The sequence below is a fragment of the Rickettsia endosymbiont of Oedothorax gibbosus genome, assembly GCF_936269705.1.
Lineage (GTDB): Bacteria > Pseudomonadota > Alphaproteobacteria > Rickettsiales > Rickettsiaceae > Tisiphia.
Genome location: NZ_OW370493.1, coordinates 722682 through 735652 on the forward strand (window position 1 = coordinate 722682; position 12971 = coordinate 735652).

The following is a 12971-nucleotide window of genomic DNA, read 5'->3' on the forward strand; positions in this document are numbered from 1 at the left end:
TGAATACTTACTTAACTCAGTAAGAGTTATAAGGACTTCTCAAGTTGTGTCATTAATCTCTACAAACTCGCTGACGCCTGAGACCCCGATGGTTGAAAACTTTCGGATTTTCGCTAGTTTGACCTCTAGTTTTCTCTTGTCTACTGCGTTGTGTAGCACATCGACTTCCACTACCAATATCATTTCAGGGCTATCACGTTCACCATTTGGTTTCGGCTCGGATGTTTCGCTGTCTACGCTTTACTACTGTCGTTACCTTCAGCAGCACAAGACTCGCTATATGGTGGAGCTAGCTACTCCTTCCATAACAGGACTTTCACCCGTAAGATTAATGCACCTTATCTTGACGCACACACAAATTAAATGATTGACTCCTTATAAGCGATATTGCCATTTTATTTTTATAAATACCACCTTCATGCAATATCCAGGCTAGATTCCCGCCGTTGCTAAGAATGACAATAGTGGGCGGGAATGGCAAGAGCAGCTAGCCTCCTAGGAGACTGTTGGGTTAATTATATGTTCAAACCATATTTAGCTAGTAAAGAGGAAAGTTCAGATTTTATACTATTCATTACTTCCAAACTATCTGCTTCATATCTAGCAATAATTTTGGCTTCAGTGTTAGAGGCTCGGAGTAACCACCATGCATTAGAGTCAATTGTTGAGTCAATCCTTATACCATCAATATCATTGAAAGCAATATTTTTGCTAATTAAATCCTTTTTTATTTGCTGAATAATATCAAATTTGAGATCATCTGGTACCGGGATGCTAATTTCAGGAGTGCTGTAACATTTAGGTAGCTCATCTATCATATCGTCCAAGGTTTTTTCTGATCTTGATAATAAATCAAGAAACCGTAGAGCAGCATAAATTGCATCGTCATATCCATAATATTTATCAGCAAAAAATATGTGACCACTAGTTTCGCCGCCCAGTAATGCCTTAGTTGTTTGCATCTTGTCTTTAATAAAGGAATGACCTGTTTTCCACATTATCGGTCTTCCGCCATATGACTTAATTTGATTAAATATGGCACTACTTGATTTAATATCCATGATAATAGTTGCTTGTGGATTTTGGTCAATTATATCTTTTGCTAATATACAAAGAATCTGGTCGCCTAAAATTATTCGTCCTTTCTTACTTATAATGGCTATACGATCGGCATCTCCATCAAATGCAATACCAATATCGCAATCTTGGGTTTTCACTACTTCTATTAGTTGTTCTAGATTTTTAGCAATAGTGGGATCTGGGTGGTGATTAGGAAAATTACCATCAATTTCCGAATTGATAACGATATTTTTGTTGGGTAACCTTAATGCTAATAGATCAGTAATATTTCCAGCCGCACCGTTAGCTGGATCCCATGCTACTTTTATTTTAGAGTCTATAGTTATTTCTTGTAAAATCCTATCTATGTATAGAGCTGTGATATCCAGCTCTTTCACTATATAGTCAATTGATGAGAAGTTGGTGACGTCGTCGCTCAATGCTCGCTTATTACTTATAGGCGTCGCTCCATCGCTCCTGCTATCTACTTCTCCTGAATTGACTATAGATGATGCTACAAACTTATCAGGCATATTATAGCTAATCCGATTAGCATTTAGCCATAGTAAACTGGCGTCATTGTAAGGAAGCGTGAGCCGACGAAGCAATCCATTTTTAATCGTTTTTTTGGATTGCTTTGTCGCTACTAAAGTAGCTTCTCGCAATGACGGCGTAATGTTAATCGAGTTAACTATAGACCAATCAGTATTTAGAATGCTATTTAGTAAATGTTGTATTTGTTGGTCGAAAAAAGACTTTCCTTGTGATAACATTTTAAAGCCATTATCATCTTTGGGATTATGTGAGCCTGTGATCATTATACTAGCTTGTGGCTTAAATATCTTATCAGCAAAATATAGCATAGGGGAGGGGGCGACTCCTATTGAGATAACCTGTCCACCAGCTGAGATAATGCCATTAACCAAAGCTTGGTAAAGGGCAGGGGAGCTTAATCTACCATCCCGCCCTATCAATATTTTGTTCCCTTGTTTAGATATACTAAGTTTAGTAAAACAAAATCCAATTTTATAAGCAATAGTTGTATTAATATCCAGCAGACTGCTTCCACGAATATCGTACAATCTAAAAATTGTGCTATTTATTTCCATTGTCATTACTATTTTAGTATAATAGACCTCTTGCATAACCTAAAGATAATTGAGGAATTTTTAGGAAAAACGAAGTCGAGTACCGCAGCGTACTAAGATGTACGTGAGGAACGGAGACGAGTTTTGACAACAAAATTACCAATTAGATTAGGTTATGCAAGAGGTCTAATTAAGTGATTTAAAGAGTTGATAGTATAAATGAAAATTTTAGCATTGGATACGGTAAATAATAGTGCATCTGTTGCGATTTCTGAAGACAAAGTTATTTTAGCCTATATTGAGGATTTAAGACCCTCTATGCAGGCTGAAACAATAGTGCCAATGATTGAGGAAGCTCTGAGAATAGCAAAGCTTTCTTACTATGACTTAAATTACCTAGCTGTTACGAATGGGCCAGGTAGTTTTACCGGTATTAGGGTAGGGTTGTCAGTAGCAAAAGGCATTTTGCTAAGTACCAATATCATAGGTACTACTGTATCTAATTTTGAGTATTCCTGGCGGAGAGCCACTAGGCAAGTAAATAGCCATAATAAAAAGGTTATTTTTAAGTTTTTTATTTTTCTTAATGCATATAGAGAGCAACTATATAGCCAGGTTTTTAATCAAGATGGACAGTCATCTATTCCTTTATTGATAAATTATGACCAAGTTGGGCAGTTATTAAATACAGAAGATAATATTATTAAAGTCTGTGCTGGTAGTGGGTTAGAGATGATATACGACAAGATTAAGGATTTAGAAAATGTAATAATCTTACCGCGTTTCACTAAAATTAAGGCATGGCATATATGTCAATATATAGCTGATAAAATAGCTAAAAAATGTAATTTTTCTAACTCTATCGAGCCGTTATATATTAGAATGGCTGATGTGAAGATTAAACAGAGTTAGCCATAGTCAGTTGAAACAAAAAAATTTGTTACTAAACCAATATATTCATATATAATTGCTGACCGACGGTATGAAAGCTTAATTAGACAATAATGAGCTTTTTTATCTAAAATAACCTGAGTTTGACGTAAGCACCAAACAAAATGCTAAGCATTATGTAATAACATAAACAAACTGTTGGTGGTGAGCTATGGTAAAAATAAAACCTTCTTTCAAACCAGTTTGTTAGAAAGAATATTTGAAAAGTAAGAAGGGAGGGATTATAAAGTTCTCGAATAATAACAACAAAATTGGAGAATATATTATGATCCCTCTTACGGAGATTTTCTGCTTAATTGATGATTTTTGCAAGCATTTTGATACGGAGCAAAATAAATATATATTACCAAATCCTAACCGTAAGCGTAAAGTAGTTTGCAGTATAGGACTCTCAGAGATTATTACTATTATAGTAATGTTTCACTTGAGTCACTACCGTACCTTTAAAGATTTTTATTTATGCTGCCTATGTCAAAGTTATAGAAAGGAATTTCCAAAACTTGTGAGCTATAGTCGTTTTGTTCAGTTAATGCCAATGAGCTTCATGCCCATGGTATTACTGCTAAAAAGCCTATCAGGAAAACAAACTGGTCAATATTATATCGACTCTACTAAACTTCCTGCTTGCCATAATTTAAGAATTAATAGACATAAAGTATTCAAAGACATAGCAAAAAGAGGTAAGACTTCCACTGGGTGGTTCTTTGGTTGTAAGCTACATATTGTCATTAACAGTTGCGGAGAGATTATGAGTTTTTCTTTAACTCCAGGAAATGTTGATGATAGAGCAGTGGTAGAAAATTTAGTAGATAAATTACAAGGCTGGCTTTTTGGTGATCGTGGGTATATCAATAAAAAACTCACTCAATCCCTTGCTAATCAAGCTTTAGAACTAATAACAAAAATTAAAAGTAATATGAAAGAAAGAATAATAGATCCTATTAAAAAGCGGTTTTTAAATAAAAGGTATATTATTGAAACCATTAACGATCAACTAAAAAACCTTTGTCATATAGACCATACAAGGCATAGATCTGTTATGAATTTTCAAACTAACGTATTAGCTGGACTGCTTGCCTATGTTTTTAAGCCTAATAAAATTTCTGTAGCTTTTGGAAAATTAAACAATCTCAACCTTCCTCTTACATCAAACTGAGGTTAAAATAAATGAAGCAATATCAAGATCAGCTTATGAAAACTAAACAAGAAATAGCTATAGAATTATATAACAAAACATTTTATGATACTACCGTGCAGATCGGAGAACGCCAATATTTCACATCAGATGATCGAGAAATAAAGCTCCCTTGTATTGAAACAGAAAGATTTGTTGCTAAAGCAATATATTCATTAGCAACAAACTATGCTGGCTATTCAAAAGAGTTACAACAACTATATACAAATACATTTGCAAATTCTGATGTAGTAGGAAAATATGCTAGCGGTAATGTGTATTCAGTAGATGATTATGTAGCAAGAATTAATACGCAGTCTGCTCGATGGTTGCAAGGATATCCTTTTGCTGCTTTTGGACTAGTGTTAAGAACAAGCTCTTTTGCCGCCACTTAGAATTAAATTGGAAAATCTTTAATCCTTTTTTCATACTCAGATTGGCAATCTCCGAGTGATAATTTTGAATACATCTCCAATGATTGACGACTCTCATGTCCTGAATATGGCTGAATTAATGCGTCATCTACGCCTTTTTTCTTCATCCAAGTAAAAAGAAAATGTCTTAATGTATGAGGAGATATTGAATGCTCAATACCCGCTTCTTTTGTATAGTTCATTAATATTTTTCTAATGCCTCGATCAGAATATGCCATCTTCAAACTTGATTCAAATAAATATTTTGAATCATTTCTTTTCATATTTTCTAGATGAACAGCTAATATTTCCTTAAAACTATCAGGAAACGGAACTATTCTGTCCTTCTTTCCCTTACCTTGCACAACTTTTATCTGACAATTATCTAAATCTATGTCAGATATTTTTATATTTACTAACTCAGAAACTCTCACCCCGGTATAAAGCAATGTTTTAATCATTACTATATGCTTCATATTTCTAGATTTCCATACCGTGTTGTAATATTTATTTATTTCCTCTTCCGTAGGCACATACGGCAACTTCCTTTCCTTACCACTCTTTACTTCTACATCAAGATTTTTTCTTATATGCCTGAATAATTCTCTTAAGTAATTATAATCAGGCTTTTCTTTTTTCAGATGTTTGCAAAAATATTTAGCTTTTTCTCTAACTGGCGTACGTTCTAATATCATAATAAGCAATTAAATAGTTATCCCGATTAACAAGCGTTTATTAAAATCTAACGGAAAAAGACCATAAGGATTTATATGACCTGAGAATAACGGTGTTAATGCTCTATAGTCTTCAGGCATAAACCTGTTCTGCCAATGTGGCTGTGATAATATTTGTTGAATAATCAAGGTATTGATATAAACCATACATACCTGCAACAGATGTAAACATAATACCGATAATTCCTGATCTTCAATATTGTTCGTTGCAATGTGACCTAGTTTACCGTAAAAAATAAAATCCATTACATTATTAAGGCGTTCAACAATATTTAGTCCTTCATTAACTTCAATACGTAATTCTTCCGAGGATAAATATTTACACAAAAATATGGTTTTATTGGCTTTGCCTAGTTCTACCAGTGCCTTATATACCGGATGAGCGTAATTATTATTACTAAATCTTTTGATTAATACGGATGGTGTAACTATTCCTAGTTTTAGGGCAACCATATGTTTGACAGTCTCATCGTAATTATCTTCTAATAACTCCCAATTTATACTTCCCTTTAGGATCTCTGAAATATTTTTATATTTATTTCTATCTCTAGAATCAACGTAATACAATTTTTGCTTATTGATTGCCTTTAGTCTCGGGCATAAGGAGAAATCTAGTAAATAACTCACGGCAAAACCTATTACACTTTGTCCATGGGTATCGACAAATACACGATTCATGTCCATGTCCGTATCATGGTCAATAATGCCTTTTATCATGCTACCTACCTCTGATGAGGTGCAATCCTTTAACTGCGAGTAAATACATAATGATTTCTTGTCAACATGCCAATAAATCATTACTCCTTTCTTACCATAACGAAAATGCCATTCGCTCATTAGATTTTGATCCCAAGCAAACAGATGAGTTGAGTCACAGGCCACTGTTGTAGTAGCCTCTCCCCAAACATCAGGATTTCGTGTTTTTAAAACGTTATTAACCATTGTACGAATAGCATTTCTAATGTTTGTAGCATTAATATGGCGTTTTTTTACATAACGTAAATCACTATAATTAACATTATCATTAGCAATGCTGATTCTTTTTAATCCGGTGTTGCTACCAATGCCAAATATACATAGTAATAGTCTTCTTTGTAGATCAGAACTATTGATATTGCTGCTTTTACCAACAGTTTCAAGTTCCTTAGTAAAATTGATTCTTATACCAATTGCAATAATTAACGCAGTGGTGTAAAATGGGTTTTTAACTGATAAAGGTACTCAAATGGCTAGGTTAATATTACCACAAGGTTTTCATGGTCATGATTTTATAAAAATGATGAAACATGAGCCGCATGGTCGAAATCGTATACGTTTATTGGCGATGTATCACCTTCAATTAGGCAAATCTTTAAAAGCCATATCTGAAATAGTGAAGTCACACTGGAAAACTGTGCAATCATGGCTCAGAAGATTTAGGAATCATGGTTTTGAAGGATTATTTGAATCACAAAGAAGCGGTGCCCCTAGGAAGATTAACACTATACAAGAGTCCGCTCTTTTTGATAAAATCAATACGCTCAGTGAAAGTAAAACTGGTGGGTATATAACTGGAAAGGAGCTACATATCATGTTACTTGAGGAATATGGTGCTAAATGCGCTTTAAAAACAGTCTACAATACTATGCACCGCCTTGGTTTTAGCTGGATTACTTCTCGTTCAATGCATCCAAAGTCAAATCAAGAGACTCAAAATACATATAAAAAAACTTCCCAGACATGTTAACAAAATTATTACCAAAAAATATCGATAGATGTAAAGTTGATATATGGTCTCAGGATGAAACTCGAGTTGGGCAACAAGGTAGCTTAACTCGTATATGGGCTAAGCGTGGCACTAGACCCCGTAAAGTTCGGCAACAGCAATTCATTTCAACATATATTTATGGAGCTGCTTGCCATGATACAGGAGAAGCTTTTGCATTAATTTTACCATATGCAAACACACAGGCAATGAATAAATTCTTAGAAGAGCTTTCTCGCAGTATTCAAGGCAACCGACATATAGCTTTACTAACGGATAATGCAGGTTGGCACACAGCCAAAAAACTAACTGTGCCAAGCAATATCACTTTGATACCGCTTCCGCCCTATGCACCGGAACTTAATGCAATGGAACAAGTTTGGGAATGGATCAAAAATCATTTCTTGTCTAACCAATGTTATGGTGTATATGAAGATATCGTCACTATGGCTTGTTACGCTTGGAATCAATTTGCTCATAATGTAGATTTAGTAAAATCAATTATGTATAGAGACTGGATAAACACACCGTGTTAATTATTGCAATTGGTATTAGATCGCACTCTTTTAAAATATCAATTAAGTGTATACTTGACCACTTATTATTGATTTCTTGCTGTAACTTAATAATATTATCAGGTTCATCCTGTGAGTCTAAGGGAGTAAGCTTTATATTGTTACCAACTTTACTTTGTTGGATCTTTACAAACTGATTATTAGGAATATTTGCATTTAATGCATCTAAGCTGTTAGTAAGTGAAGTCTTTAATTTTTCTACGAACTCCTCGAATTTTAGCGGTAACCCAAGTAACTCATAATATGATTCTCGTTTCTCAATAAAGTCCTTCGGTAAGTCCTTATTCGGATCTCTATAACGGTAACTTTTATTAACCCAAATAGCTTTAAAACCAAGAAGTTCTTTAATCTGTTCTAATATGGCTAGTTCATAATTATATTTATTTATTCGCAATTGACCTTTTTCTATTTTAAAGATCATGCTATACCAGTTCTGTGGGATAGCTCTATTGATTGGTGGGATATTAATATAGTAAGCTAAATCTGATTCATTCCAGTATTGGTTGATAAAACGAATTGCCTTTAAGATAGGTTGATAATCAATATGATCTTCAGAAATTTGTAATATTCTTATTATCGCAAGTAGACTACCTCTATTGCCATAAGCATAGGTGGTATGCATTTTTTCTCGCACCTGAGCCTGATACCACTTACTACCACGATGTTGTAGATCTTCAATTACTTCTTCCAGCTTCTCCTGAGGCACTACCGGATAAACTTTGTCCTCAATAATGCTTTTAGGATTTTTTGCATTTAGTATAGCCAACTTTTCTAGAATATCAAACTTTCCGTCAACACGCTTAACTTCCTGAAGAATATGACGGTCTACATGCTTCTCTGCTCCGGCTCGCATCTTTTTAATTAGTTTAATCATGGTATCTATTAAGGCATCCAACAATAGCTCCAGTCTTACACTACAGAATATTGCCATGGTGGCATATTTTATAGTCGGGGCAAAATCTAGAATATTGCTAGGTGCAAAAACCATCACACGTTCATAATATTTTAATAATAATTTTCTGTCTACTGACTCTATTATGCAGTCAGATAATTTGATTTGACCTAGTAAATTGATTTTATTTATGGCACATTGAATATTCTTAATTTTAGCTCCAGAGATATCTTTTTTAAGTTCTGATAATTCTATAATGTTATTATCCTCATCACTATTTTTACTAAGAATGCGATCTATTAAAAGAAGATTTCCTTGACTTAAATTATCAAATATTTTTCTAAAAAATTGTTGTTCAAATTTTTGTTTAGCTAACGAAATGTAATTTTCTAATTGTTTGGTATTAACAATTTCTATTCTATCTTTGATGAAATATGTACGTATTTGTTCAAGTAGCACTGAATCTGAGAAATGACGCGGTATCAAGTCATCTACAAGATAATTCATTATTAATGTAATATCCTTGGCATTTGCTACACGATATCCTAAATACTGTCTGATATCCTGACGATACCTTTCTCCAGTACGTGTATCCCAGTCAAATGTAATAATTTGTGTTGGATCAATATCTAAATGTTTGGCAACCTGTAACAATAATTGCATCGAAACTGTGTTAGCTTTATTAGAGGGAAATTGTATGTATTTTTTGAAATACACTAACATTATTGCAAAAGTTAACTGATTTGATTGACCTTTCTTTTTCTTGCATAAATTTAAATCCTCTAATGATAAATTATATTGCATTTTTATCTGTTCCTAGAAATCACAGTGTCGGTATTGATTTACTCGATTTTATTCATATTACAATTATTTTGCAATATATTTTTTGCTCTAACAATAAAAAAGTGTAAACATTATTTTTTTAGGAACTGTAAGTGGCGGCAAAAGAGCTTGTTCTTAACACTGGTCCTAACCTCAGTTTGATGTAAGAGGAAGGTTGAGATTGTTTAATTTTCCAAAAGCTACAGAAATTTTATTAGGCTTAAAAACATAGGCAAGCAGTCCAGCTAATACGTTAGTTTGAAAATTCATAACAGATCTATGCCTTGTATGGTCTATATGACAAAGGTTTTTTAGTTGATCGTTAATGGTTTCAATAATATACCTTTTATTTAAAAACCGCTTTTTAATAGGATCTATTATTCTTTCTTTCATATTACTTTTAATTTTTGTTATTAGTTCTAAACCTTGATTAGCAAGGGATTGAGTGAGTTTTTTACTGATATACCCACGATCACCAAAAAGCCAGCCTTGTAATTTATCTACTAAATTTTCCACCACTGCTCTATCATCAACATTTCCTGGAGTTAAAGAAAAACTCATAATCTCTCCGCAACTGTTAATGACAATATGTAGCTTACAACCAAAGAACCACCCAGTGGAAGTCTTACCTCTTTTTGCTATGTCTTTGAATACTTTATGTCTATTAATTCTTAAATTATGGCAAGCAGGAAGTTTAGTAGAGTCGATATAATATTGACCAGTTTGTTTTCCTGATAGGCTTTTTAGCAGTAATACCATGGGCATGAAGCTCATTGGCATTAACTGAACAAAACGACTATAGCTCACAAGTTTTGGAAATTCCTTTCTATAACTTTGACATAGGCAGCATAAATAAAAATCTTTAAAGGTACGGTAGTGACTCAAGTGAAACATTACTATAATAGTAATAATCTCTGAGAGTCCTATACTGCAAACTACTTTACGCTTAAGGTTAGGATTTGGTAATATATATTTATTTTGCTCCGTATCAAAATATAATGGTTCCAATATTTTGGACAGAAAAATAAGAAAAATGAGATAGAATTCTTTAGCAAACAAGGAGAGCTAGAGATGAAAAAACAAGTAAGGCAATATAGTGCTGAGGAGAAAGCCAAAATTGTCATAGAAGCAATTAAGGGAGAGCTAACAATAGCCCAGATAACCAGTAAGTATGGTGTTCATGCAACACAGATAAGTAACTGGAAAAAACAAGGTCTTGAGTTGTTAGTACAAGGTTTTAAGAATAAAACACAGAGTGCTGATCCAAATCAGCAGGGGTTAATCAAGAATCTATATGAGCAAATTGGTCAGTTAAGCGTTGAGTGTGACTGGCTCAAAAAAAAATCTGCATTGTTTGGAATTAAAGGTTAGGTGTAATATGATAGAGCCTAATCATAATAAGTTAACAATTGTACAACAGTGTAAGTTATTGGATATTAGCAGGTCAACCTATTACTATCAACCTACTGGTATTAGTGAACAAGATATCAAGATTATGGCAATAATTGATGAGACCTATACTATGCATCCATATTATGGTATGCGGCGGATGGCTAAATATTTACAAGCCCAAGGTTTTTCGGTAGGTCGTAAAGCTGTTAGACGTTACTACAAGATAATGGGTCTTGAAGCTGTTTATCCTAAAATAAATTTAAGCAAGAGGAATCAAGCGCATAAAATATATCCTTATTTACTAAAAGGATTAGAAATAGTATTGCCAAACCAGGTTTGGAGTGCAGATATAACGTATATAAGACTGAGCCAAGGGTTCGTATATTTAGTAGCTATTATTGACTGGTATAGTCGTTATATTCTAAGTTGGCGAATCTCCATTAGTTTGGAAAGTGAATTTTGTGTAACAGCCCTTGAAGACGCTATAGAAAAATATGGTATGCCAAAAATATTTAATACTGATCAAGGAGTACAATTTACCTCGGAGAATTTTATTAGTATGCTAAAGCTACATAATATCTTGATTAGTATGGATGGTAAGGGACGAGCCTTAGATAATATTTTTATTGAACGTTTTTGGCGATCATTAAAACAGGAAAAAATTTATCGGATTATTTTAACAACAGTAAAGGAGGCAAAGACAGCAATTAACGAATATATGGACTTTTATAATAGACAAAGGATGCATCAAGCTTTGGATTATAAAACTCCAGAATGTGTATATTTTGAAAAAAATATTGTATAAAAACAACAATTTAATTTTTGTGAATTATATCTCTATTTATCTAAATTTTTGTCTAGACAAAGGGGACCACCTTAGAACTGCCATTAAAATTTTGTCCTTTGACGGTCAAGGCTTTTGGCTATGCTCTAAACGCCTATCCAAAGGTAAATTTACCGCAAAACTTTTCCCATCTGATAATTCATCTTATCAAATTTGTTATAGAACCTTACACATTCTTATTCATAATGGTGATCCTAGTTCTGCCAAATTCTCTAATGATTGGCTTCCTGTCGTTTAAGCTGCTGTCTCGATTAATTCCGTATTATTCATATATCTTACGTCAATTCGGGATAAGGATATTGTGAACATGTAGATTAAAATCAAATTTTGTTGAAGGTTTATTTTTCTTTAATGAGTAAGCAACAAGAGTAGATAATATATGGACAAAGGCATTTATTGGTGATCTATGTCTAGTATGTTCAAGGTTCATTTTATTTTTTAGATAATCAAAAACTGTTTCAATTAAGTTACGCTTTCGAAGTAAGATTTTTTCTTTCAAATCCATTAATTTATTTTCCATATTCTTCTTAATTCCATGAATCATTTTTAAGCCTCTTTCATATAAATTTAAGAACAAATTTTGCTTAATATAACCTTTATCAGCTGCTATAATTCCAGTTAATCTTTTTGTTAACTCCGGTACTGGAACCCTATCATCTACATTGCCTTTGGTCACTTTTAATGCCATAAACTCCCCTTTATTATTGATTATTACATGTAATTTAAAACCATAAAAATACCCCATAGAGGATTTACTATGTTTGGCTAATCCTTTAAAAACTTTATTGCTATAACGCCTTTTATTGTGACAAGCTTTAATCGTTGTAGAGTCAATAAAATAAATACCTGTTTCCTCACCAAACAACAAATGAATCAACATATTTAGCGGTATGAATAATCGTGCCATTAATTCAACAAATCTATTATAACTCAAGGCTTTGGGAAAATCATCCTTATGCATGCACTCTATATAACTTTTATAGAAAAATTTAAAATTCTTAGCATAGGATGTATGAAACATAATTATTATTGTTAACATTTCACTTAGACTCATGCTACAACAGCGATTTCTTTGCTTATTTGATGGTAATAACTTTCTCTGTTCATACTCCAAATAAATTTTACAAAAATCATCTATAAAACTATATAATTCTGTGATATCTTTTTTCATGCCTGTAGTTTGTTTTTTTGTTTAAAAATATAAATACTGCAGGCACTCCTTTTTGACAATCCTTTTATCTATTACTATTTCATCTATATCTTATCCCGAACTGACGTATAGG

The 12971-nt window shown here is 33.1% G+C and carries 14 protein-coding genes; 8 read left to right on the forward strand and 6 right to left on the reverse strand.

Annotation, left to right across the window (positions count from 1 at the left end):
- Positions 1-515 precede the first annotated feature (515 nt).
- Positions 516-2168: a phosphomannomutase/phosphoglucomutase gene (locus tag NBW66_RS04005; RefSeq protein WP_250312257.1), complete on the reverse strand. Its 1653-nt coding sequence runs from the start codon at positions 2166-2168 to the stop codon at positions 516-518.
- A gap of 198 nt (positions 2169-2366) precedes the next feature.
- Here NBW66_RS04005 and tsaB point away from each other — a divergent pair, with 198 nt between their 5' ends.
- The 3 genes from tsaB (at position 2367) to NBW66_RS04020 (ending at position 4667) form a co-directional block, all read left to right on the forward strand.
- Positions 2367-3059: a tRNA (adenosine(37)-N6)-threonylcarbamoyltransferase complex dimerization subunit type 1 TsaB gene (gene tsaB / locus NBW66_RS04010; protein WP_250311806.1), complete on the forward strand. Its 693-nt coding sequence runs from the start codon at positions 2367-2369 to the stop codon at positions 3057-3059.
- Between the two features lie 304 nt (positions 3060-3363).
- Positions 3364-4254, forward strand: coding sequence for an IS982 family transposase (locus NBW66_RS04015; protein WP_250311807.1), 891 nt, complete (start codon positions 3364-3366; stop codon positions 4252-4254).
- Between the two features lie 35 nt (positions 4255-4289).
- Complete coding sequence (locus NBW66_RS04020; RefSeq protein WP_250311808.1) at positions 4290-4667, forward strand: hypothetical protein; 378 nt, start codon at positions 4290-4292, stop codon at positions 4665-4667.
- A 2-nt stretch (positions 4668-4669) separates the two neighbouring features.
- Here NBW66_RS04020 and NBW66_RS04025 read toward each other — a convergent pair whose 3' ends face one another.
- Positions 4670-5380 (reverse strand): tyrosine-type recombinase/integrase, encoded by a 711-nt coding sequence (locus NBW66_RS04025; protein ID WP_250310731.1) that lies wholly within the window; start codon positions 5378-5380, stop codon positions 4670-4672.
- Positions 5381-5389: 9 nt separating this feature from the next.
- On the reverse strand, positions 5390-6598 hold the full coding sequence (locus NBW66_RS04030) for a transposase (RefSeq protein ID WP_348539311.1): 1209 nt from the start codon (positions 6596-6598) through the stop codon (positions 5390-5392).
- Between the two features lie 46 nt (positions 6599-6644).
- Between NBW66_RS04030 and NBW66_RS04035 the strand changes: the two genes are divergently transcribed.
- Positions 6645-7145 (forward strand): helix-turn-helix domain-containing protein, encoded by a 501-nt coding sequence (locus NBW66_RS04035; RefSeq protein WP_250310542.1) that lies wholly within the window; start codon positions 6645-6647, stop codon positions 7143-7145.
- The gene (locus tag NBW66_RS04040; RefSeq protein ID WP_250310543.1) at positions 7139-7699 is read left to right on the forward strand and encodes an IS630 family transposase; all 561 of its coding nucleotides are present in this window, start codon (positions 7139-7141) and stop codon (positions 7697-7699) included. Before NBW66_RS04035 ends, NBW66_RS04040 begins: the two co-directional genes overlap by 7 nt.
- Here NBW66_RS04040 and NBW66_RS04045 read toward each other — a convergent pair.
- Both NBW66_RS04045 and NBW66_RS04050 read right to left on the reverse strand, forming a co-directional pair.
- On the reverse strand, positions 7665-9434 hold the full coding sequence (locus NBW66_RS04045) for a DUF4158 domain-containing protein (protein WP_250311809.1): 1770 nt from the start codon (positions 9432-9434) through the stop codon (positions 7665-7667). The two genes, NBW66_RS04040 and NBW66_RS04045, sit on opposite strands and share 35 nt — an antisense overlap.
- A 171-nt stretch (positions 9435-9605) precedes the next feature.
- Positions 9606-10460, reverse strand: coding sequence for an IS982 family transposase (locus tag NBW66_RS04050; protein ID WP_250311810.1), 855 nt, complete (start codon positions 10458-10460; stop codon positions 9606-9608).
- 63 nt (positions 10461-10523) lie between these two features.
- Here NBW66_RS04050 and NBW66_RS04055 point away from each other — a divergent pair, with 63 nt between their 5' ends.
- From NBW66_RS04055 to tnpB, 3 genes are read left to right on the forward strand one after another with little or no spacing between them, the layout of a single operon-like run.
- The gene (locus NBW66_RS04055) at positions 10524-10823 is read left to right on the forward strand and encodes a transposase (RefSeq protein ID WP_094649795.1); all 300 of its coding nucleotides are present in this window, start codon (positions 10524-10526) and stop codon (positions 10821-10823) included.
- Between the two features lie 7 nt (positions 10824-10830).
- A complete protein-coding gene (locus NBW66_RS04060) occupies positions 10831-11649 on the forward strand; it encodes an IS3 family transposase (protein WP_250310664.1) in 819 nt (272 codons plus the stop codon).
- 19 nt (positions 11650-11668) lie between these two features.
- Complete coding sequence (gene tnpB / locus NBW66_RS14905; RefSeq protein WP_410525815.1) at positions 11669-11926, forward strand: IS66 family insertion sequence element accessory protein TnpB; 258 nt, start codon at positions 11669-11671, stop codon at positions 11924-11926.
- Between the two features lie 42 nt (positions 11927-11968).
- Here tnpB and NBW66_RS04065 read toward each other — a convergent pair whose 3' ends face one another.
- On the reverse strand, positions 11969-12859 hold the full coding sequence (locus tag NBW66_RS04065) for an IS982 family transposase (protein WP_250310582.1): 891 nt from the start codon (positions 12857-12859) through the stop codon (positions 11969-11971).
- Positions 12860-12971 lie beyond the last annotated feature (112 nt).

Excerpts from the sequence above, each read along its gene's own strand:
- NBW66_RS04005 (WP_250312257.1), bottom strand. The coding sequence starts at position 2,168 with ATGGAAATAAATAGCACAATTTTTAGATTGTACGATATTCGTGGAAGC.
- tsaB (WP_250311806.1), top strand. The coding sequence starts at position 2,367 with ATGAAAATTTTAGCATTGGATACGGTAAATAATAGTGCATCTGTTGCG.
- NBW66_RS04015 (WP_250311807.1), top strand. The coding sequence starts at position 3,364 with ATGATCCCTCTTACGGAGATTTTCTGCTTAATTGATGATTTTTGCAAG.
- NBW66_RS04020 (WP_250311808.1), top strand. The coding sequence starts at position 4,290 with ATGAAAACTAAACAAGAAATAGCTATAGAATTATATAACAAAACATTT.
- NBW66_RS04025 (WP_250310731.1), bottom strand. The coding sequence starts at position 5,380 with ATGATATTAGAACGTACGCCAGTTAGAGAAAAAGCTAAATATTTTTGC.
- NBW66_RS04035 (WP_250310542.1), top strand. The coding sequence starts at position 6,645 with ATGGCTAGGTTAATATTACCACAAGGTTTTCATGGTCATGATTTTATA.
- NBW66_RS04040 (WP_250310543.1), top strand. The coding sequence starts at position 7,139 with ATGTTAACAAAATTATTACCAAAAAATATCGATAGATGTAAAGTTGAT.
- NBW66_RS04045 (WP_250311809.1), bottom strand. The coding sequence starts at position 9,434 with ATGCAATATAATTTATCATTAGAGGATTTAAATTTATGCAAGAAAAAG.
- NBW66_RS04055 (WP_094649795.1), top strand. The coding sequence starts at position 10,524 with ATGAAAAAACAAGTAAGGCAATATAGTGCTGAGGAGAAAGCCAAAATT.
- NBW66_RS04060 (WP_250310664.1), top strand. The coding sequence starts at position 10,831 with ATGATAGAGCCTAATCATAATAAGTTAACAATTGTACAACAGTGTAAG.
- NBW66_RS04065 (WP_250310582.1), bottom strand. The coding sequence starts at position 12,859 with ATGAAAAAAGATATCACAGAATTATATAGTTTTATAGATGATTTTTGT.